Below are 20,562 nucleotides of genomic sequence, written 5' to 3' on the forward strand. Positions count from 1 at the left end.
CGGTCGGATCAGATGTTTCATTTAATTGGCCAGTCCACTAGGTCACTGCACCAATAGTCCAGCTCTCGCGGCTCTCGCCAGGAAGTAACGGTGGTTTCACATGTCCACGAACACGATGGAGCGCACAGGTCCGCTGCAAGGAGTGGTCGTCGTCGATCTGACCCGCGCACTCGCCGGCCCCCACGCGGCGATGATGCTCGGCGACCTCGGCGCGGACGTCATCAAGATCGAAACCCCGCACGGCGGCGACGACACCCGCGGGTGGGGGCCGCCCTTCGTGGAGCCGGCCGACGCAGAGCGGGAATCGACGTACTTCCTGTCGGCGAATCGGAACAAGAAGTCGATCACCCTCGACCTCAAGGCCGAAGACGGACGGGCCACCCTCGAGTCCCTCGTCCGGCGCGCGGACGTACTCATGGAGAACTTCCGCACCGGCGTCCTCGACCGCCTGGGATTCACCACCGAACGTCTCGCGGAACTGAACCCCCGCCTGGTCGTCTTGTCCATCAGCGGTTTCGGGCACGACGGACCCGAAGGCGGACGCGCGGGATACGACCAGATCGCACAGGGCGAGGCCGGACTGATGTCGCTGACCGGACCGAACCCCGACGAAGTCCAGCGCGTGGGCGTGCCGATCGCGGACCTGCTCGCCGGCATGTACGGGGCGTTCGGTGTCGTCGCGGCCCTGCAGGAACGCGAGCGCACCGGCCGGGGCCGCGTCGTGCGAACGTCGTTGCTGGCCAGTGTCGTCGGCGTGCACGCCTTCCAGGGGACGAAGTGGACCGTCGCCGGCGAGGTCGGCGAGGCGCAGGGCAACCACCATCCCTCGATCTCGCCCTACGGGCTGTTTCGCACCGCCGACGGCGCCGTGCAGATCTCCGTCGGCAGCGAAGGGCTGTGGAAGAGGTTCTGTGCGGGCTTCCACCTCGATCCGGACACCCCCGGTATGGCCACGAATCCCGAACGCGTCGAGAACCACAAGCAGGTACTGGAACTGGTCGAGGATGCGTTCGGCGCGTACACCAGCGACGAACTTCTCGTCGAACTCGACCGCATCGGGGTGCCCGCGGGACGCGTTCGGACGATCTCCGAAGTCTACGAATGGGAGCAGACCAAGTCGCAGGGGCTGCTCGTCGACGTCGACCACCGCACCCTCGGCAACATCACGCTGCCCGGCCCGCCCCTGCGGTTCTTCGAACCGGACGGCACCGAGGTCACCGAGACCCGGCACACCGCACCGCCGGTCCTCGGCGCGGACAACGACACCGTGATGTCGTGGCTGAAAGAGTGCAGCTGATGACTCGCCTGACCGCTCCCGAACTGCTCGACCTGGTGGTCGACGCCGGCACCTGGGAATCGTGGGACACGCCCCCGATCCAGGTTGCGGCGGACTCCGAGTACGCCGACGAACTTGTGCGCGCACAGGAGAAGACCGGCCTCGACGAGGCGGTGCTGACCGGGGTGGCCACCATCCGCGGCCGCCGAACGGCAATCCTCGTCTGTGAATTCGGTTTTCTCGGCGGCTCCATCGGAGTGGCCGCAGGCGAGCGTCTGGTCGCCGCGATCCGGTGCGCCACGCGCGAACGCCTTCCGTTGCTCGCCCTGCCCACGTCGGGTGGCACGCGAATGCAGGAGGGAACGACCGCATTCCTGCAGATGGTCAAGATCACGGCGGCGGTGATCAAGCACAAGGAGGCGCATCTGCCGTATCTCGTCTACCTCCGGAGCCCCACGACCGGCGGTGTGTTCGCGTCCTGGGGATCGCTGGGCCACGTCACCATCGCGGAACCGGGAGCGCTCGTCGGCTTCCTCGGACCGCGGGTGTTCGAGGCGCTGTACGAGGCGCCGTTCCCGGCGGGTGTCCAGACCGCCGAGAACCTCCATGCACACGGACTCATCGACGCGGTGCGTCCGCCGGATCAGCTCGCCGAGATCGTCGACCGCGCGCTGCGCATCATCACGTCCAGCCGTGCCGGCCGGCCGTCGCTTGCCGACGCCCCCGTGTACGAGACTCTGCCGGACGTCCCCGCGTGGGATTCGGTGGTCGCCTCGCGTCGCGAGGACCGGCCCGGGGTGCGTGAGGTGATGTTCCACTCCGCGTCGGATGTTCTTCCGCTCAACGGAACCGGTCAGGGTGAGGTCGACCCGGGTTTGATCCTCGCTCTCGTCCGGTTCGGTGACATGCCGTGTGTCCTGCTCGGCCAGGACCGTCGAGGGCAGACCACGCGGTCACCACTCGGCCCGGGCGCCCTGCGGGAAGCGCGCCGGGGAATGCGGCTGGCGGCGGAACTGAACCTGCCGTTGGTGACGGTCATCGACACCGCGGGAGCGGCATTGTCGAAGGAAGCGGAGGAAGGAGGTCTCGCCGGCGAGATCGCGCGCTGCATCGCCGACATGGTCTCCCTCGACGTCCCCACCATCTCCCTGCTGCTCGGGCAGGGCACCGGCGGCGGCGCGCTGGCGTTGATCCCGGCCGACCGGGTGCTCGCGGCCCAGCACGGCTGGCTGTCGCCCCTGCCACCCGAGGGCGCGAGCGCGATCCTGCACCACGACATCGCGCACGCACCGGACATGGCCGCCCGGCAGGGAATCCGGTCGTCCGATCTCCTCGCGAGCGGCATCGTGGACGAGGTCATCCCCGAATTCCCCGATGCGGCAGACGAATCAACGGCATTCTGCACCCGGGTGGGTGCGGTGCTCCACCGCGAGCTGTCGCTCCTCGATGCGACAGACACCACCCAGCGACTCTCCGACCGTGCGGAGCGATTCGACCGGATCGGTCTGTTGCAGCCCGCACCTGCGTGACGCGATGCCGGGGATCCCGATCGGATCCACGGCACCGCGGTCAGCATTCGACGAGGTTTACCGACACGTTGACGGCGAGACCACCGGTGGAGGTCTCCTTGTATTTCGAGCTCATGTCGGCGCCGGTGGCCCGCATGGTCTCGATGACCTGATCGAGGCTGACTCGGTGGGTGCCGTCGCCGCGCAGAGCCATCCGGGCGGCGTTGATCGCCTTGCCCGCCGAGATGGCGTTGCGCTCGATGCACGGGATCTGCACGAGGCCGCCGATGGGATCACATGTGAGACCGAGACTGTGTTCCATCGCGATCTCCGCCGAGTTCTCCACCTGCTCGGGGCTGCCGCCGAGGATCTCGGAGAGCCCGGCGGCGGCCATGGACGCCGCGGACCCGACCTCGCCCTGGCAGCCCACCTCGGCCCCGGAGATCGAGGCCCGTTCCTTGTAGAGGGATCCGATTGCGCCGGCCGCCAACAGGAATCGCACCGCCGTGCCGTCCGGGTCCGCCTTCCCCGCCGGGGTGTAGTGCAGTGCGTAATGCAGGACCGCCGGGATGATGCCGGCCGCCCCGTTGGTGGGGGCGGTGACGATCCGCCCGCCGGACGCGTTTTCCTCGTTGACGGCAAGGGCCACCAGGTTCACCCAGTCCTCGGCGAACGCGGGGTCCCGGCTGGGATCCTCCTCGTGCAGCCGCTCGTACCAGCCGCGGGCGCGGCGGCGTACCTGCAGACTGCCGGGCAGGTACCCGTCCCGGCTGATTCCGCGTTGCTGACATTCGACCATCACGTCCCGGATGTGCAGGAGCCGCGCCCGGACTTCCGGTTCGGGCCGGAGGGCGCGTTCGTGCTCGAGCATGATTTCGCTGATAGTGAGCCCGTAGTGCTCGCTGAGGTCGAGCAGTTCGCGTGCAGACCCGAACGACAGCGAATTCCCGCCGGCGCCGACGGACGCCTCCGGCGGTGACGACGAATCCGCCGCCGATCGAGAAGTACGTCTGGGCGTGCAGTTCGCGACCGTCCATGCCGGTGGCGGTGAGGGTCATGCCGTTGGGGTGATAGTCCAGGACCGTCAACGGGTGCAGCACCATCTCGTCCTCGGCGAGTGGGATGTCGACCGTCCCGCCGAGGCGGATCCGCCGGCTCGCCCGCACCTCGTCGAGCCGCGTCTCCATCTCCTCGGTGGCGATGGTCTCCGGCCGATATCCTTCGAGGCCGAGGAGGATCGCCGACATGGTGCCGTGGCCGGCGCCGGTGGCCGCGAGCGATCCGTACAGATCGACGCGGACGCCGGCGACGTTCCCGCGGAGGCCGAGTGTGTCGAGGTCGTCGACGAACGTGCCCGCCGCCCGCATCGGCCCGACGGTATGCGAACTGGAGGGTCCGATGCCGACGGAGAACAGGTCGAACACACTGATGGTCATGGGATTACAGGCCCGGGTAGAGCGGGTACTTGTCGGCCAATGCCCGGACCTGGGCGGCCAATCCGGACGTGTCCGCGTCGCCGGGCGCGACGAGGGCCTGGGCGATCAGGTCGGCGACCGCCACGAAGTCGTCCCGGCCGAAGCCGCGGGCGGCGAGTGCCGGTGTGCCGATGCGCAGACCGGATGTCACCATCGGCGGCCGCGGATCGAACGGGACGGCGTTGCGGTTGACGGTGATTCCGATCGCGTCGAGGCGGTCCTCGGCCTGCTGCCCGTCGATGCCGGCATCCCGCAGGTCGACGAGGACGAGGTGCACGTCCGTGCCGCCGGTCAGGACGCTGATTCCGGCTTCCTTGACGTCGGGCCGGCTGAGCCGTTCGGCGAGCACCTTCGCACCGTCGAGGCAGCGTTCCTGACGCTCCGCGAACTCGGGTTCGGCCGCCATCTTGAATGCCGTTGCCTTGCCTGCGATCACGTGCTCGAGCGGACCGCCCTGCTGGCCGGGGAACACCGCGGAGTTGATCTTCTTCGCGATGGCCGCGTCGTTGGTCAGGATGATGCCGCCGCGGGGCCCGCCGAGCGTCTTGTGCGTCGTCGACGTGACGACGTGTGCGTGCGGGACGGGGGACGGGTGGAATCCGGTGGCGACCAGACCGGCGAAGTGGGCCATGTCGACCATCAGGTACGCGCCGACCTCGTCGGCGATCTCCCGGAAGCGGGCGAAGTCCAGGTGCCGGGGGTAGGCCGACCAGCCAGCGATGATCAGTTGCGGCCGGTGCTCGCGCGCCGCTTTCGCCACCTCGTCCATGTCGATGAGGTAGTCCTGCTCGGACACCCCGTAGGCGGCGACGTTGTAGAGCTTGCCGGAGAAGTTGAGGCGCATGCCGTGAGTGAGGTGGCCGCCGTCGGCGAGGGACAGTCCGAGGATCGTGTCGCCCGGTGTGATCAGCGCGTGCATCACCGACGCGTTCGCGGTGGCACCGGAATGCGGTTGCACGTTGGCGTATTCGGCGGCGAACAGCGCCTTGACGCGGTCGATGGCGAGCTGCTCGATCGTGTCGACGTGCTCGCAGCCGCCGTAGTAGCGCCGGCCCGGGTAGCCCTCGGCGTACTTGTTGGTCAGCACCGAACCCTGCGCCTGCATGACCGCGAGCGGTGCGTGGTTCTCCGACGCGATCATCTCGAGGCCGGTGCGCTGACGCTCGAGTTCCTTGCCGACCAGTGCGGCGACGTCCGGATCGAAATCCGCGAGGTCGCGGTTCAGGACGCTCATACCTGCACCCCGTTCTTCTCGGCGTACTCGGCTGCGGTGAGGAGTTCGCCGGCGGCGGACGGCTGGACGGCGAACAGCCAGCCCTCGCCATAGGGATCCGAGGTGACCAGTCCCGGGTCGTCGACGGCGGCGGTGTTGATCAGCGTGACGCGGCCGCTCACCGGCGGGTACAGCTCGGACACGGTCTTCGTCGACTCGACCTCGCCACACGATTCACCGGCGACGATGGTCGAACCGACCTCTGGCAGGTCGACGAAGACGAGCTCGCCGAGTGAGTTGACGGCGACCGACGTGATGCCGACCCGGACCGGTTCGTCGGGGAGCGTCGCGCCCGGCTCGATCAGGACCCACTCGTGGTCGTCGGTGTAGCTGCGGTCGTCGGGGAAAGCTGCTGAAGGCATGGCGGTACCTCTTCCAGGGCTGAAGGGAGTGGGAACGGTTCAGGAGCGGCGGTAGAACGGCGACGGAGTGACCACGAACGGTTCCTTCTTGCCACGGATGTCCACGGTCAGCTCGGTGCCGGATTCGCGGAACGCGACGTCCACGAAAGCGAGCGCGATCGGATACCCGAGCGTCGGAGACAACGCCCCCGACGTGATGGTGCCGACCGCCGACTCACCGGCCGCGTCGAACACGGTGTACTCGGCACGCGCGGCCCGGCGCCCGGTTCCGGCGAGGCCGACCAGCACCCGCCGCGGCGCCTGATCCGACAACTTCTGCAGGGCATCGCGGCCGATGAAGTCCTTGTTGAGCCGGACCACCTTGCCGAGCCCGGCCTCGTACGGATTCGTCTCGAGGTTCAGTTCGTGGCCGTACAACGCCATTCCGGCCTCGAGGCGGAGGGTGTCGCGGCAGGCGAGGCCGGCGGGGACGCCGCCGCGGGCCGTGGTGGCGTCGAGCAGTGCGCGCCACAACTGCACGGACAGGTCGTTCGGCACGTAGAGCTCGAAGCCGTCCTCTCCGGTGTAACCGGTGCGGGCGAGGAGGACGTCGATGCCGGCGACCACTGCGCGCGTGACGGCGTAGTACTTCAACTCCGCCACCGTCTTCACCTGCTCGGCGGGAACGAGGGACTGCACGACGTCCTGCGCGACCGGTCCCTGCACCGCGATCAGCGCGGTCTCCGAGGATTGATCGTCGACCTTCGCGGAGAAGCCTTCGGCGCGTGCCGCCACTTCGCGGGACACCGCCGGCGCGTTCGCCGCGTTGGCGACCACGAGGAAGTGCTCGTTGGCGAGACGGTAGACGACGAGATCGTCGATGACCCCGCCGTCCGCGTTGCACAGGAGGGAGTACTTGGCCCGGCCGACACCGATCTTCGAGAGTTCGCCGGCCAGAGCGTAATCCAGGACCGCTCCGGACTCGGGGCCGGTGACTGCGATCTCGCCCATGTGCGAGAGGTCGAACAGCCCCGCCGCGGTCCGGACGGCGCGGTGTTCGGCGAGTTCGCTGTCGTACTTCAGCGGCATCTGCCAGCCCGCGAAGTCGGTGAAATGGGCTCCGAGCGCGCCGTGCTCGCCGAGCAGCGGGGATGCGGGCGTCGTGGTGAGGGTCATGCGAAGGCCTCCTCGGGGGTCTCGGCGATGGCCGAAGTGTCGGTGTCGGTGGTGTTCTCGAAGGCCTCGGGCGCGGGGCACGAGCACACGAGGTTGCGGTCGCCGTGGACGCCGTCGATGCGACGCACCGGGGGCCAGTACTTGGTGGCGCGAAGCGACGCGACGGGGTAGGCGGCGAGGTGGCGCGGGTAGGGCAGATCCCAATTGTCGGCGGTCACCTGTTCGGCGGTGTGCGGGGCCTGACGCAGCGGGCTGCGCTCGAGCGGCCACACGCCGTCCCCGACCAGGTCGATCTCGCGGCGGATCGAGATCATCGCCTCGATGAAACGGTCGAGTTCGGCCAGGTCCTCCGACTCGGTCGGCTCCACCATCAGCGTCCCGTTGACGGGGAACGACAGGGTGGGTGCGTGGAAGCCGTAGTCGATCAATCGCTTTGCCACATCCTCGGCGGTGACGCCGGTCGCCTTGGTGACCGGCCGGAGGTCGAGGATGCACTCGTGTGCCACCAGACCGGACGGTCCCGTGTAGAGGACGGGGAAGTGCTGATCGAGCGATCTGGCTACGTAATTGGCTGCGAGCACCGCGGTTTCGGTGGCACTCGTCAGCCCGTCCGGACCCATCAGCGCGATGTACGCCCAGGTGATCGGGAGGATTCCGGCAGATCCGTAGTTGGCCGCCGACACCGGGGTGCCGAGGTCGTCGCCGCCCAGCGGATTGCCGGGCAGGAACGGAGCGAGATGCTCGCGCACCGCGACGGGCCCCACACCGGGACCGCCGCCGCCGTGCGGGATGCAGAACGTTTTGTGCAGGTTCAGGTGTGAGACGTCGCCACCGAACTTGCCGGGCTGTGCGAGACCGACCAGCGCATTGAGGTTCGCGCCGTCGACGTACACCTGCCCGCCGGCCTCGTGAACCAGATCGCAGACCGTCCGCACGTCGTTCTCGTACACGCCGTGCGTGGACGGGTAGGTCAGCATGATGGCGGCCACCGCACCCTCGTGCGCCGCGATCTTGGCGCGCAGGTCGCTCAAGTCGATGTTGCCGTTCTCCGCTGTCGCGACGACGACGACCTTCATGCCCGCGAGAACCGCGGATGCGGCGTTCGTTCCGTGCGCGGACTGGGGGATGAGGCAGACGTTACGTCCGAAGTCGCCACGGGATTCGTGATAGCCGTGGATCGCGAGCAGCCCGGCCAGCTCACCCTGCGATCCGGCGTTGGGCTGCAACGACACTCGATCGTAGCCGGTGATCTCGCCGAGCCACCGTTCCAGGTCGGCGACGAGTTCGAGGTAGCCGGCTGTCTGTGCGACCGGGGCGTACGGGTGGATGGACGCGAACCCGGGCCAGCTGATCGGTTCCATCTCGACAGCCGAGTTCAGTTTCATGGTGCACGATCCGAGCGGGATCATGGTGCGGTCGAGGGCGAGGTCCTTGTCCGACAGTGTGCGCAGGAAGCGGAGCATCGCGGTTTCCGAGCGATGTTCGTGGAACACGCCGTGCTGCAGGTAGTTCGATGTCCTGGCGAGTGTCGACGGCATTTCGGGCACCGCGAGGGTCGTGGTCTGCGCGCCGAACACGGCGACCACGCGCCGGACGATGTCGTCGGTGGTGCACTCGTCGCAGGCGATCGCAACGTGATCGGCGTCGACGAGGCGGAGGTTGATGCCGTCGCGATCGGCCGATTCCACAATCGCCCCGGCACCCGCCGGGACCCGCACGAGAACCGTGTCGAAGAAGCTGTCGTGGACGATCGTGTGACCGGCGGCGCGCAGGCTTGCGGCGATGGTCGACGCGTGGGCGTGTACCCGGTTCGCGATGGCACGCAACCCTTCCGGTCCGTGGTAGGCGGCGTACATCGCGGCGACGTTGGCGAGCAGTGCCTGCGCGGTGCAGATGTTGCTGGTCGCCTTGTCACGCCGAATGTGCTGTTCGCGGGTCTGCAGAGCCAGCCGGTAGGCGGTCTTCCCGTCGACGTCGACGGACACTCCGACGAGGCGGCCGGGCAGCATGCGCTCGAGCCCGCTGCGGACGGCCATGTAGCCGGCGTGCGGTCCGCCGAAGAACAGCGGCACACCGAAACGCTGGGCCGACCCGACCGCGATGTCGGCGCCCTGCTCGCCGGGTGGCGTCAGGATCGTCAGCGACAGCAGATCCGCCGCGACGGTGGTCAGCGCGCCGCGCGCCTTGGCGTCGGCGATCATCGGAGCCAGGTCGCGCACCGCTCCGCTCGCGCCGGGCGCCTGGAAGACCACCCCGAACATGTCACCGTCGGGCAGTTCCCCCGACAGCTCCGCGACCACCACCTCGATGCCCACCGCCTTTGCTCGTCCCCGGACGACGGCCAGCGTCTGCGGCAGGCAGTCCGCGTCGAGGACGACGCGGTTGGTGCCGGACTTCGACTTGTTCGCGCGCCGCATCAGCAGCACCGCCTCCATCACGGCGGTCGCCTCGTCGAGCAGCGAGGCGCCGGCCAGGGGAAGGGCGGTCAGATCCTCGATGACGGTCTGGAACGTCAGCAGCGCCTCCAGCCGGCCCTGGGAAATCTCCGGCTGGTACGGGGTGTAGGCGGTGTACCAGGCCGGGGACTCGAGCATGTTCCGGCGCAACACTGCGGGAGTGATGGTGTCGGAGTATCCGAGGCCGATCATCTGGACGCGGGTCTCGTTGCGCTCCGACAGTGCCCGCAGGTCGGCGAGAACCTGCTGCTCGGACCGCGCGGTGGGCAGATTCAAGGGCTGTGAGCTGCGGATCTGCTCCGGCACTGCGCTGTCGATCAGGTTCGCGAGGGTGTCGTAACCGAGGGCGCCGAGCATGCGCCGGGACGCGGAGGCATCGGGACCGATGTGGCGGGACGGAAAGTCGCTGGTGAGGGGCACGCCGTGGGTGGCGGTGCGGGTTTCTGCTGGCACGAGGTGACTCCGGTTTCGTTGAGTCCGGACCGCACCGGACATCGACAAGGGGCACCTCCCCGCTCTGTCCTGAAACCTGAGAGTTTGGGCGCACCGCAACTGCGGCGTGCTCTTCACCTTCGGTAAGTTCCGGCCCTGAGGCCGACGCTTTCTCCAGAGTTGCCTCTGCGCTGCGGTACTGGGGCCTGAGAGATTCCCGGGGAGGAAGTTGCTCCTACGGCGCCTCCGAAAGGAGGTTCTCCCGCTGCGCGTCAACGGCGTCTTCAGTTGTGGTTTGCCAAACAGTACACAGGCGCCGCGGGTTTGTCTCCTCGGACCGACGGTCTTGCCAAAAGTCCTCGTCGTTTGGCATCCTCGATGGATCCTCGCTCGGACGTGACCGCACACGCCGGGCGATGGGAGCCCAGATACCCGCAGCCGCAACGGTTGTCGATGCATGCTCGCTCTCCCCGCTCACACTCACCCTTCCCGGTGCCGCGCTGCCGACCGCGCGCCTCGACGTCGCATACCGACCGGTTTCGACCGGTCATAGGAGTTCCCCACATGACTGCACACCCTGAGCCACCCCCCGTCGCTCCGCTCGCCCCTGACGGCCGCCGACTGCTCCGCCTCGAAGTCCGCAACACCCAGACCCCGGTCGAACGCAAACCGTCGTGGATGAAGGTGCAGATGCGGACGGGGCCCGAATACCGGGACCTCGCCGCCCTCGTCGAACGCGAGAACCTGCACACCGTCTGTCAGGAAGCGGGCTGTCCCAACATCTTCGAATGCTGGGAGGACCGTGAGGCGACGTTCCTCATCGGCGGAAGCCAGTGCACCCGGCGATGTGACTTCTGCCAGATCGACACCGGCCGTCCCGCCGCACTCGATCGGGGCGAGCCCAGGCGGGTCGCGGAGTCGGTGCAGACGATGGGCCTTCGGTACGCCACCGTCACCGGCGTGGCCCGCGACGACCTGCCGGACGGCGGCGCCTGGCTGTACGCAGAGACGGTGCGGCAAATTCACGAACTGTGCCCGGGCACCGGCGTCGAACTGCTGATCCCCGACTTCAATGCCGACCCCGGGCAGCTACGTGAGGTGTTCGGCACCCGCCCGGAAGTACTGGCGCACAATGTGGAGACCGTTCCCCGGATATTCCGTCGTATCCGCCCCGCCTTCACCTACGAGCGTTCCCTCGAGGTGATCACGCGGGCTCGGGAGGACGGTCTGATCACCAAGTCGAACCTGATCCTCGGGATGGGGGAGACCACGGACGAGGTGATTCAGGCACTCCGGGACCTGCACACCGCCGGCTGCCAGTTGATCACGATCACGCAGTATCTGCGTCCGTCGGCCCGGCACCATCCGGTGTCGCGGTGGGCGAAGCCGGACGAGTTCGTCATGCTCGACGGGATCGCCCGCGAGATCGGATTCCTCGGCGTCCTGTCCGGTCCGCTCGTGCGCTCGTCCTACCGGGCCGGCCGCCTGCACGCCGAGGCCCTCGCCGCGACCGCAGTTCACTGATCCCGATTTTCTTCCGTTCCAGCAAGGAGTTCCCATGTCTACGCGATCTGCAGATGTCGTCATCCTCGGCGGCGGTTCGGGTGGCTACGCGGCCGCCATCCGTTCGGCCGAACTGGGCCGTTCGGTCATTCTCGTCGAGGAGAACGAACTCGGCGGCACGTGCCTGCATCAGGGGTGCATTCCGACGAAGGCGCTGCTGCACTGCGCCGAGGTCGCGGACAGTGCCCGCACCGCTTCGCAGTTCGGTGTCGACGTCACGTTCGACGGTGTCGACCTCGAGAAGGTCCTGAGCTACAAGAACACCATCGTCACCCGACTGCACAAGGGGCTGCAGGGACTCGTCGACTCGTACGGCATCACCATCGTCAACGGGCGCGGACGGTTGGTCGGACCCAACGGGGTGGAGGTCGACGGCGAGTTGATCACGGGCGGCGCCGTCGTCCTGGCGACGGGGTCGTCGCCGAAGACGCTGCCCGGCATCAGCATCGGCGGCCGGGTCGTCACCAGCGATGAGGCGCTCGTGCTGCCGTCGGTCCCGAAGAAGGCGATCATCCTGGGCGGCGGTGTCATCGGCGTCGAATTCGCCAGTGTCTGGGCCTCGTTCGGTGCGTCGGTGACGATCGTCGAGGCGATGCCGCGGCTGGTGCCGAACGAGGACGAGACGATCTCCAAGTACCTCGAACGGGCTTTCCGTCGCCGCAAGATCGCCGCGAAGACAGGTGTGCGGGTGACGGAGGTGACGCAGGACGAGGATGCGGTGTCCGTCACCCTCGACTCCGGCGACGTGCTCGACGCCGACGTCGTGCTGGTCGCGGTGGGGCGCGGCCCCAACACCGCGTCCATGGGGTTCGAGGAGACCGGGGTGATGCTGGAGAGGGGATTCGTGGTGACCAGCGATCGACTGCGCACCACGGTGCCCAATGTCTTCGCGGTCGGCGACATCGTCCCCGGGCTCCAGTTGGCCCACCGCGGCTTCCAGCAGGGCATCTTCGTGGCCGAGGAGATCGCCGGGCTCCGTCCGGACGTCATCGACGAGACCGGCATCCCCCGCGTCACGTACTCCCACCCCGAGGTCGCGTCCGTCGGGTTGACCGAGACCGCGGCGCGGGAGAAGTTCGGCGAGAACGTCGAGACCGTCACCTACGACCTCGCCGGCAACGGCAAGAGTCAGATCCTGAAGACGTCGGGGGCGGTCAAACTCGTGGTGGCGCCGACCGGGGTGGTCGTCGGCGTGCACATGGTCGGCGACCGAGTCGGCGAGCTGATCGGCGAGGCGCAGCTGCTCTACAACTTCGAGGTCGGCGCCGCGCAGGCCGCGAAGTTCGTGCACGCCCACCCCACGCAGGGTGAGGCGCTCGGTGAGGCGCTGATGGCAGTGGCCGGCAAGCCACTCCACGTCCACGGCTGAGCCTAGGCCCTCCGGGCCCGTGCGCCTTTCTGGTTGTTCCAGCAACCACAAAGGCGCACGGGTGGCGGAGCCGCCTCAGTGGGTAGACAGCGGTGCGTCCGCGGTGGCGTCCACGCTGGTCTTCTCGAATCGCAGTCGCGACACGGCGATTCCGGCGAGGACGAAGGACGCGGCCACGAGGATGTACAGCTGGGTGGGCGACCAGTCGCGGTCCAGGAGGGCGCCCGCGACGATCGGGGACGCGATGGCCCCGACGCGGCCGATGCCGATTCCCCAGCCGACACCGGTGGCCCGGACGGCAGGCGAGTAGACCGACGGCGTGATTGCGTACAGCCCGGCGATGCAGCCGTTTGCGAAGACGCCGATCAGGGCGCCGAGCCCGAACGCGATGACGATGGACGCGGTGGCGGGGACGAAGACGACGAGCAGCACGCCCGCGATCGCCATGTAGGCGATGAGCACCCGCTTCAGGGCGAAGCGCGCGGACAGCGCCCCGAGCAGGGTGGCGCCGAAGATGCCGCCGAGGTTGAGGAGCACTCCGCCGGTGACGCCCTGGTTCGCGGACATGCCGGCCTCGACCAGCAGTTTCGGGGTCCAACTGGTGACGAAGTAGAAGCCGAACATCGCCATGAAGAACGCGAACCAGACCAGAAGCGTGCTGCGGCGGCGCTGCGGGGACAGCAGGACGCGCATCGCGAATCCGGCGTCCCCGGTGGCGGCGGCGCGCGGTGCGGGCAGTTCGTCGAGTCGCGGCTGACCGACCCGCTGGGCGAAGGCGTTGATCCGGTCGAGTGCGTTGGCCGGCCGCCGGACGAGCAGGAAGTCGATCGATTCGGGGAGCCGGGCGTAGACGACGGGGATGATCACCGCCGTGCACAGCCCGCCGAACAGGAACACCGAGCGCCAGCCGAGCGAGTTCTGCAGGACGACCGCGATGATTCCGCCGAGGGTGGCGCCGACGGCGTAACCGGTGGAATTGAGGCTCACGGCGAGCCCGCGCCAGCGGTTCGACGCGTACTCACTGGCGATGACGTTGCTGCTGGCGAGGATTCCGCCGATGCCGACGCCGGTGAGGGCCCGGAGCAGGCCGAGCTGCATTGCGTTCTGGCTGACCGCCGACAGCAGCATGCCCGTCGACGCGAGTGCCAGACACAGCAGGATCATCGCGCGGCGTCCGATGGTGTCAGCCCATGGCGCCAGGAACAGCGACCCCGCTGCCATGCCGAACAGTCCGGCGCTGAGCAGGAGGCCGACGACCGAGCCGGACAGATCCCACTCCTGCGACACCGACTGCGCGGTGAACGCCATGACGAGGACGTCGAAACCGTCGAGCACGTTGAGTAGACCGCAGATGGCGATGGCGCCCCATTGGTAGCGCGTCATCGGGCTGCTGTCGATGCGTTCGCGAAGGTCGAATTGCATGCGCTGGACCTGCTCTTCCTCGGAGGTGGGCTGTGATGTGGCTCACGACTCACCTACCGTGGCGGACAGGTCACTCGTTTCCAACTTCGCTTCCGAATGTCGGAATACGAGAAGTAGCGGTTGGATGCGGTACTGGGCCATGATTTCCCTGTTGACAACTGGAAGACTCCGGGCGACCGGCAGTGGGCGAAAGGTCCATGGATGTGACTGGCTCGGGTTTCGGTAATTCCTGGTCGGCGGATCGGTTGTTCGCCGGGCCGGGCGAGACACGGGAGCGGCTACGCCGCACCGATTGGGCGGCCACGCCGCTGGGGCCCGTCGAGACCTGGTCTGTCGAGTTGCGGGCGGCAGTACGGACCGTGCTGCCCTCCGAGGTTCCGATGTTGCTCTGGTGGGGGCCTGAGCTCGTGCAGATCTTCAACGACTCGTACACCCGGGTCCTCGGCGCCAAGTACCCGGCCGCGATCGGTGAACCCGGTGCGCAGTGCTGGGCGGAGATCTGGGACGAGGTGGGTCCGCTCGCCGAGCAGGTGATGTCGGGTGGTGCGGCGACCTATACGGAGAATCAGCCGCTGTACCTGCTGCGGCACGGGTACCTCGAGGAGACGTACTGGACGTTCTCCTACAGTCCCGTGCAGGACGAGGACGGGAATGTCGCCGGGGTCTTCGTGGCGACGACCGACGTGACCGCGACCGTGCTCGGCGAGCGTCGACTGGAGACTCTGCGGCAACTGGGCACCGTTTCCACCGCAGGCGGCGACGATCCGCTCGTCGATGCCTGCCGTGCGGTCGTGCGGGTACTCGGCGACAGCGGACGAGACGTTCCGCTGGCCGCGATCTATCTCCGTCGCGAGGTCGTCGGCGGCTCGGGTGACGACGCCGCCGAAGACCTCGTGCTCGTCGGTGCCGTGGGGGTGGACGACGACGGCGAGTTCAGGCCCGCCCGGATCCCAGCGACCGACGTCACCCGCCACCGTGGCCGGGCGCCGGGTGAGCTCGAGCCCGCCGCGACCAAGGCGGTGACGGAGGTGAGGCTGTGCCCGTTGATCGTGACGGGTCACGCGGAACCGGTGGGTGTGCTGGTGCTCGGGATCAGTCCGTATCGCGCGTTCGACGACGCATATCGGGGCTTCGCCGAGTTGGTCACGGCGAAGGTGTCGACCCTGATCTCGGACGCCCTGGCCTACGAGTTCGAACGCGACCGCGCCGCTGCGCTGGCGGAACTCGACGCGGCGAAGACGCGGTTCTTCGAGAACGTCAGTCACGAGTTCCGTACCCCGCTGACCCTGTTGCTCGGACCCCTCGAGGCATTGCGCGAGCGGACCGGGGACGAGTCGCCCGCAGATCAGCGCGACGCGATCGCGGCCGCCTACCGGGCAGCGGTCCGGCTGCAGCAGCTCGTCGACGACCTGCTCGATCTGTCGAAGGCGGAAGCCGGCCAGCTTCTGCCGCGCGCGGAGCCGACCGATGTCGGCCGGTTGACGGCCGACTGCGTGAGCATGTTCGATTCCGCCGCCGTGCAGGCCGGACTCGCACTCCGGGCCGATATCGACGAAGGCTCCGGTCCGGTCGAATTGGACCGCGAGATGTGGGTGAGGATCGTGCTGAACCTCGTGTCGAACGCGGTCAAGTACACCCGGTCCGGATCCGTGTCCGTCGCGCTCCGCCAGGACACCGGCCGGCTGGTGCTGAGCGTGACCGACACGGGTGTCGGAATTCCGGCCGAGGAACAGGAACGCGTATTCCACAGGTTCTATCGCGTCGAGGCCCGCGGGTCGGGCAGTGGCGGCGTCGGCATCGGACTTTCCCTGGTGGCCGATTTCGCCGCTGCGCTCGGCGGTTCCGTCGATCTCGACAGCGCACCGGGCCGGGGCAGCACCTTCACCGTCCGCATACCGCGGATCCCGGCGCCCGACGGCGTGACCCCGCGCGCGACCGACCGACCCGTCGGCGCGGTGACGCCCTTCGGCGACGTCGACCAGCGGGAACCGTCCGCCGAGGTCGCGGTATCGAACGAACGTGGGGCGGACCGCCGCCGCATCCTGCTCGTCGAAGACCACCCGGACCTGCGGGCGTACCTCACCCGATTGCTGCAGGAGCAGGGCTGGGACGTCGACCCCGTCGCCGACGCGGAGTCCGCGCTGAAGCACGTCGCCGCCCGTCCGCCGCATCTCGTGCTCAGCGACATCATGCTGCCCGGTCGCGACGGCATCGACTTCCTGCGGGAGCTGCGATCGGAGCAGTCGACGGCACGGCTACCGGTCGTTCTGCTCACCGCCCGGGCGGGAACGGAGTCGACCGTCGACGGGCTGAACCACGGAGCCGACGACTACATCGTCAAACCGTTTCAGCCGAACGAACTCGTCGCGCGGGTGCGTGTTCATCTCGAAATGTCGTGGCTTCGTGAAACTCTGATCACGGACAGTGAGCTCGAGTCGAAACAACTGCGCACGGCGCTGGATACGCGGACAACCCTCAGCCAAGCGGTCGGGCTGACCATGGCCGCCTTCCAGTGCGACGCCGACACCGCCTTCGACAAGCTCTCGTCGTATTCGCAGAATCGCAACGTCAAACTTCGGGAAATCGCGGCGGAGGTGGTCGCGAACTTCGCCGCGGGCACCGACCGCAAATAGAGCCGCAGTTTCCCTGAGGCGCGTTTCGGGTAGGCGTGACCGATGAACGACGATCATCAGCACGCCGAACCGGAACCCGACGATCCGCGTAAGCCGGATTCGCCTGCGGACCTGACTAAGCCTTCCTGGTGGTACGTCATCAGGAAGACGGCGCACGAGTTCACGCGCGATCAGTGCACCGACCTGGCCGCCGCACTGACGTACTACGCGGTCCTCTCCCTGTTCCCTGCGCTGCTGGCGCTGGTCTCGTTGCTGGGTGTGTTCGGTCAAGGGCAGCGCACCACCGATGCGGTCCTGCAGATGGTCGACGATCTCGGGCCGTCCTCCGCCGTGGACACGTTGCGCGACCCCATCGCGCAACTGGTCGCGACGCCGACCGCGGGAATGGCCCTCGTTCTCGGCCTGCTGGGTGCGGTGTGGTCGGCGTCCGGCTACATCGGGGCGTTCGGACGCGCGATGAACCGCATGTACGAAGTCGAGGAGGGGCGTCCCGTGTGGAAGCTCCGGCCCCTGATGCTGGCCGTCACCGTCGTCGGTCTGGTGCTGGTGGCCGCCGCAGCGGCGATGCTCGCTCTGAGCGGCCCCGTCGCCCGCTCGCTGGGTGACGCGATCGGATTCGGCGATACCGCCCTGACCGTCTGGAACATCGCGCGTTGGCCGTTCGTCCTCGGCATCGTCGTGGTAGCCGTGGCCATCCTCTACTACGTCACGCCCAACGTGAAGCAACCGAAGTTTCGCTGGATCAGCGCCGGCGCGTTCCTCGCCATCGTCACGTGGATCCTGGCGTCGGTCTTGTTCGGTCTGTACGTCGCCAACTTCGGCAGCTACAACAAGACCTACGGCTCCCTGGCCGGCGTGATCGTGTTCCTGCTCTGGCTCTGGATCACCAATCTGGCGTTGCTCTTCGGCGCGGAACTGGATGCCGAACTCGAACGCGGACGGGAGTTGCAGGCCGGCATGCCGGCCGAAGACGAACTGCAATTGCCGCCTCGCGATACACGGGTCTCCGACAAGAACGCGGAGAAGTACGAGCAGTACGTGCAGCAGGGCAAGGCGCTACGCGAGAGTGACGGCGATACGTCCGACGTCGAAGCCGTGTGCCCTCCGGGCCCGTGAGTACTTATTAACCGCCCGTGGTTAACAAGTACTCACGGGCGGCGGAGCCGCAACCCGCTGAACGTCATGGCATCGTCCACGATCTTGCCGTGCCGCAGTGTCACCAGGTCGCGGAAGTAGTTCATCCGCAGCCGCCACGGCGCTTTCGAACCCTGCTTCGGGAACGACTCCACCGACCGCAACACGTACCCGGCGGCGAAGTCGAGGAACGGCTCCTCCTCGACCGAACTGTCGCGCTCCGGGGCGCACTGCGCGAACCCGTTCGCGTCCATGTGCGCGAGCAGACGGCAGACGTACTCGCACACCAGGTCGGCCTTGAGCGTCCACGACGCGTTGGTGTACCCGATGACGAACGCGAAGTTGGGCACCCCGCTGAGCATCATCCCCTTGTACGCCATGGTTTCGGTGAGGTCGATGTCGTGGCCGTCGACGGCGAGCGTCATCCCGCCGAACGCGAGCAGGTTCAAACCTGTTGCGGTGACGACGACATCGGCGCGCAGCTCGTCGCCGGACTTCAGCGTGATACCGGTTTCGGTGAAGGTGTCGATGTGATCGGTCACGATCGACACCTCGTCGTTCCGAATGGAGCGGAACAGATCCCCGTTGGGCACCAGGCATAGTCGCTGATCCCACGGGTTGTAGCGGGGCGTGAAGTGGGTGTCGATGTCGTACCCCTTCGGCAGCCACTTCTCCTGGAGTTGCCGGATGCGACCCTTCATGAATTCCGGGTATCGCTGGCACAGTTGATAGATCGCGGTTGCCACCGATGCGTTCTTCAGGCGGGTGAGGCCGTAGGCGAGCTTGGCGGGCAGGTGCCGCCGCAGCTTGTTGGCCAGCTTGTCCTTGGCCGGCATCGAGATGATGTAGGTGGGCGAGCGCTGCAGCATGGTCACGTGTGCGGCGTCGGCAGCCATGGACGGCGCCAGCGTCACCGCGGTGGCTCCGCTGCCGATGATGACGACCCGCTTGCCCCCGTAGTCGAGGTCCTCGGGCCACTGCTGCGGGTGGACGACGCGACCACCGAACCGGTCGATTCCGGGGAACTCGGGAGTGTAGCCCTCGTCGTAGCGGTAGTAGCCGCTGCAGGACATCAGGAAATCGGCGGTGAACCGGACCTTCTCACCGCTGTCGGTGCGCTCGGCGTCGACGGTCCAGTGCGAGTCGGCGGTGGACCACTCGGAGCGGATCACCCGATGCCGGAACCGGATGTTCCGGTCGATCCCGTGCTCAGCCGCCGTGTCCTTGACGTACTCGAGGATCGACGGCCCGTCGGCGATCGACTTGTCGTTCTCCCACGGGCGGAACCGGTAGCCGAGGGTGTACATGTCGGAATCGGAGCGAATGCCGGGGTAGCGGAACAGGTCCCACGTGCCACCGATCGATTCGCGGCTCTCCAGGATTGCGTACGTCCGGCGGGGAAAGTTGTCCTGCAGGTGGTACGCGGCACCGATCCCGGACAGTCCGGCCCCGATGATCAGCACGTCGACGTGTTCGACGGGCGCCTTGGCCGCGGTGGTCTCGGCGGCGGTCTCGGTGTGTGACATGAACACTCTCTCGCTGGCTGGGAAGGGGGGTTACTTCGGGTCTACGGCGACGTCGTCGAGAGCGACATTACGTGCGCTGGTGGACCGGCCGAGTTTCGCGACCTCCTCGTCCATCAGCGGAAGAATGCGGGGGACGTGGGGCAGCGTGTTGCGATCGCCGACGCGCGAGGTCACCACCGACTTCAGCCAGCCGGCGAGCGCGACCCACCGCGGCGCATAGACCCGGCGTTTCCGCTTGGCCAGGGCATCGACGAATGCGTCGACGCAGGGACCCACCGACGACGTCTTGCCGACCGGTCCCGGCAGGACCGCGAGAAGTTGGTTGAACGCCGTGAGGTCGGCTTTCGCGTCCTGGACGAGCGGGGTGTCGATCCACGACATGTGGGCCGAGCCCACGGCGACACCGCGGTGCGCGACTTCGAGACGCAGGACGTTGGCGAAATGCTCGACGCCGGCCTTGCTCGCGCAGTACGCGGCCAGACCGGGCGCGGGTGCGAACGCGGCGAGCGACGAGACGATCAGTATGTAGCCCTTGCGCTCGATCACGGACGGAAGCGCAGCGCGGACGGTGTAGAAGACGCCGAGGATGTTGACGTCGATGACCCGTTTGAACCTGGCTGGATCGACCTGCATCACCGAGCCGTAGCTTGCGATGCCGGCATTCGCGACAACGAGGTCGATGCCGCCGAACTTCGCAACACCGTCGTCGACGGCCTTCTGTACGGCGGCAAGGTCGCAGACGTCCGCGGCTACGGCGATCGCGACGTCGTCACCGAGTTCGGCGGCGAGGGCGTTCAGCGGCTCGGCGTCCAGATCGATCAGAACCAGTTTGACGCCCTTGCGGGCGAGGGCGCGGGACGTCTCGGCTCCGATGCCACGCGCTGCCCCGGTGACGAGAGCGACTTTGTTCCTGAGCGTGGGCATGGGATCTCCTGGCGTGTGATCTGGCACCGTTTGGTGTCAGTTTGTATCTGGAAC

At 67.7% G+C, this 20,562-nt stretch carries 13 protein-coding genes, 1 pseudogene and 1 riboswitch; of the genes and pseudogenes, 6 read left to right on the forward strand and 8 right to left on the reverse strand.

Annotated features, from left to right (window positions below; all coding sequences use genetic code 11):
- The first annotated feature begins 100 nt into the window (after positions 1 to 100).
- Entirely contained in the window at positions 101 to 1,297 is a 1,197-nt protein-coding gene (locus ACFVJ3_RS02605) for a CaiB/BaiF CoA transferase family protein (RefSeq protein WP_378450565.1), read from the forward strand.
- On the forward strand, positions 1,297 to 2,805 hold the full coding sequence (locus ACFVJ3_RS02610; protein ID WP_378450637.1) for a carboxyl transferase domain-containing protein: 1,509 nt from the start codon (positions 1,297 to 1,299) through the stop codon (positions 2,803 to 2,805). The genes ACFVJ3_RS02605 and ACFVJ3_RS02610 overlap by 1 nt, the downstream gene beginning before the upstream one ends.
- Positions 2,806 to 2,845: 40 nt before the next feature.
- Here ACFVJ3_RS02610 and ACFVJ3_RS02615 read toward each other — a convergent pair.
- From ACFVJ3_RS02615 to gcvP, 5 genes and pseudogenes are all read right to left on the reverse strand, one after another.
- A pseudogene (locus ACFVJ3_RS02615) lies at positions 2,846 to 4,220 on the reverse strand (L-serine ammonia-lyase).
- A gap of 4 nt (positions 4,221 to 4,224) precedes the next feature.
- Positions 4,225 to 5,493 (reverse strand): serine hydroxymethyltransferase, encoded by a 1,269-nt coding sequence (gene glyA, locus ACFVJ3_RS02620; RefSeq protein ID WP_378450566.1) that lies wholly within the window; start codon positions 5,491 to 5,493, stop codon positions 4,225 to 4,227.
- Positions 5,490 to 5,894 carry a glycine cleavage system protein GcvH gene (gcvH, locus tag ACFVJ3_RS02625; protein WP_378450567.1) on the reverse strand — a complete coding sequence of 135 codons (405 nt, stop codon included), beginning with the start codon at positions 5,892 to 5,894 and terminating at the stop codon, positions 5,490 to 5,492. Before gcvH ends, glyA begins: the two co-directional genes overlap by 4 nt.
- A gap of 39 nt (positions 5,895 to 5,933) precedes the next feature.
- Positions 5,934 to 7,049, reverse strand: a complete 1,116-nt coding sequence (gcvT, locus tag ACFVJ3_RS02630; RefSeq protein ID WP_378450568.1) for a glycine cleavage system aminomethyltransferase GcvT — start codon at positions 7,047 to 7,049, stop codon at positions 5,934 to 5,936.
- A complete protein-coding gene (gcvP, locus tag ACFVJ3_RS02635) occupies positions 7,046 to 9,925 on the reverse strand; it encodes an aminomethyl-transferring glycine dehydrogenase (RefSeq protein WP_378450638.1) in 2,880 nt (959 codons plus the stop codon). Before gcvP ends, gcvT begins: the two co-directional genes overlap by 4 nt.
- A gap of 196 nt (positions 9,926 to 10,121) precedes the next feature.
- A riboswitch (glycine riboswitch) is annotated at positions 10,122 to 10,212 on the reverse strand.
- Positions 10,213 to 10,501: 289 nt separating this feature from the next.
- Between gcvP and lipA the strand changes: the two genes are divergently transcribed.
- Both lipA and lpdA read left to right on the forward strand, forming a co-directional pair.
- On the forward strand, positions 10,502 to 11,461 hold the full coding sequence (lipA, locus tag ACFVJ3_RS02640) for a lipoyl synthase (protein WP_378450569.1): 960 nt from the start codon (positions 10,502 to 10,504) through the stop codon (positions 11,459 to 11,461).
- A 34-nt stretch (positions 11,462 to 11,495) separates the two neighbouring features.
- Entirely contained in the window at positions 11,496 to 12,869 is a 1,374-nt protein-coding gene (lpdA, locus tag ACFVJ3_RS02645; protein WP_378450570.1) for a dihydrolipoyl dehydrogenase, read from the forward strand.
- A gap of 75 nt (positions 12,870 to 12,944) precedes the next feature.
- Here lpdA and ACFVJ3_RS02650 read toward each other — a convergent pair whose 3' ends face one another.
- Positions 12,945 to 14,291, reverse strand: coding sequence for an MFS transporter (locus ACFVJ3_RS02650; protein WP_378450571.1), 1,347 nt, complete (start codon positions 14,289 to 14,291; stop codon positions 12,945 to 12,947).
- A gap of 197 nt (positions 14,292 to 14,488) precedes the next feature.
- Between ACFVJ3_RS02650 and ACFVJ3_RS02655 the strand changes: the two genes are divergently transcribed.
- Together ACFVJ3_RS02655 and ACFVJ3_RS02660 are read left to right on the forward strand one after the other, a co-directional pair.
- Entirely contained in the window at positions 14,489 to 16,924 is a 2,436-nt protein-coding gene (locus tag ACFVJ3_RS02655) for a response regulator (protein WP_378450572.1), read from the forward strand.
- 42 nt (positions 16,925 to 16,966) lie between these two features.
- Complete coding sequence (locus tag ACFVJ3_RS02660; protein ID WP_378450573.1) at positions 16,967 to 18,040, forward strand: YihY/virulence factor BrkB family protein; 1,074 nt, start codon at positions 16,967 to 16,969, stop codon at positions 18,038 to 18,040.
- A gap of 32 nt (positions 18,041 to 18,072) precedes the next feature.
- Here ACFVJ3_RS02660 and ACFVJ3_RS02665 read toward each other — a convergent pair whose 3' ends face one another.
- On the reverse strand, positions 18,073 to 19,584 hold the full coding sequence (locus tag ACFVJ3_RS02665) for a flavin-containing monooxygenase (RefSeq protein ID WP_378450574.1): 1,512 nt from the start codon (positions 19,582 to 19,584) through the stop codon (positions 18,073 to 18,075).
- 30 nt (positions 19,585 to 19,614) lie between these two features.
- Positions 19,615 to 20,508, reverse strand: coding sequence for an SDR family oxidoreductase (locus ACFVJ3_RS02670; protein WP_378450575.1), 894 nt, complete (start codon positions 20,506 to 20,508; stop codon positions 19,615 to 19,617).
- Positions 20,509 to 20,562 lie beyond the last annotated feature (54 nt).

The sequence above is a fragment of the Rhodococcus sp. NPDC127593 genome (assembly GCF_042671975.1).
Classification (GTDB): Bacteria; Actinomycetota; Actinomycetes; order Mycobacteriales; family Mycobacteriaceae; genus Rhodococcus_F.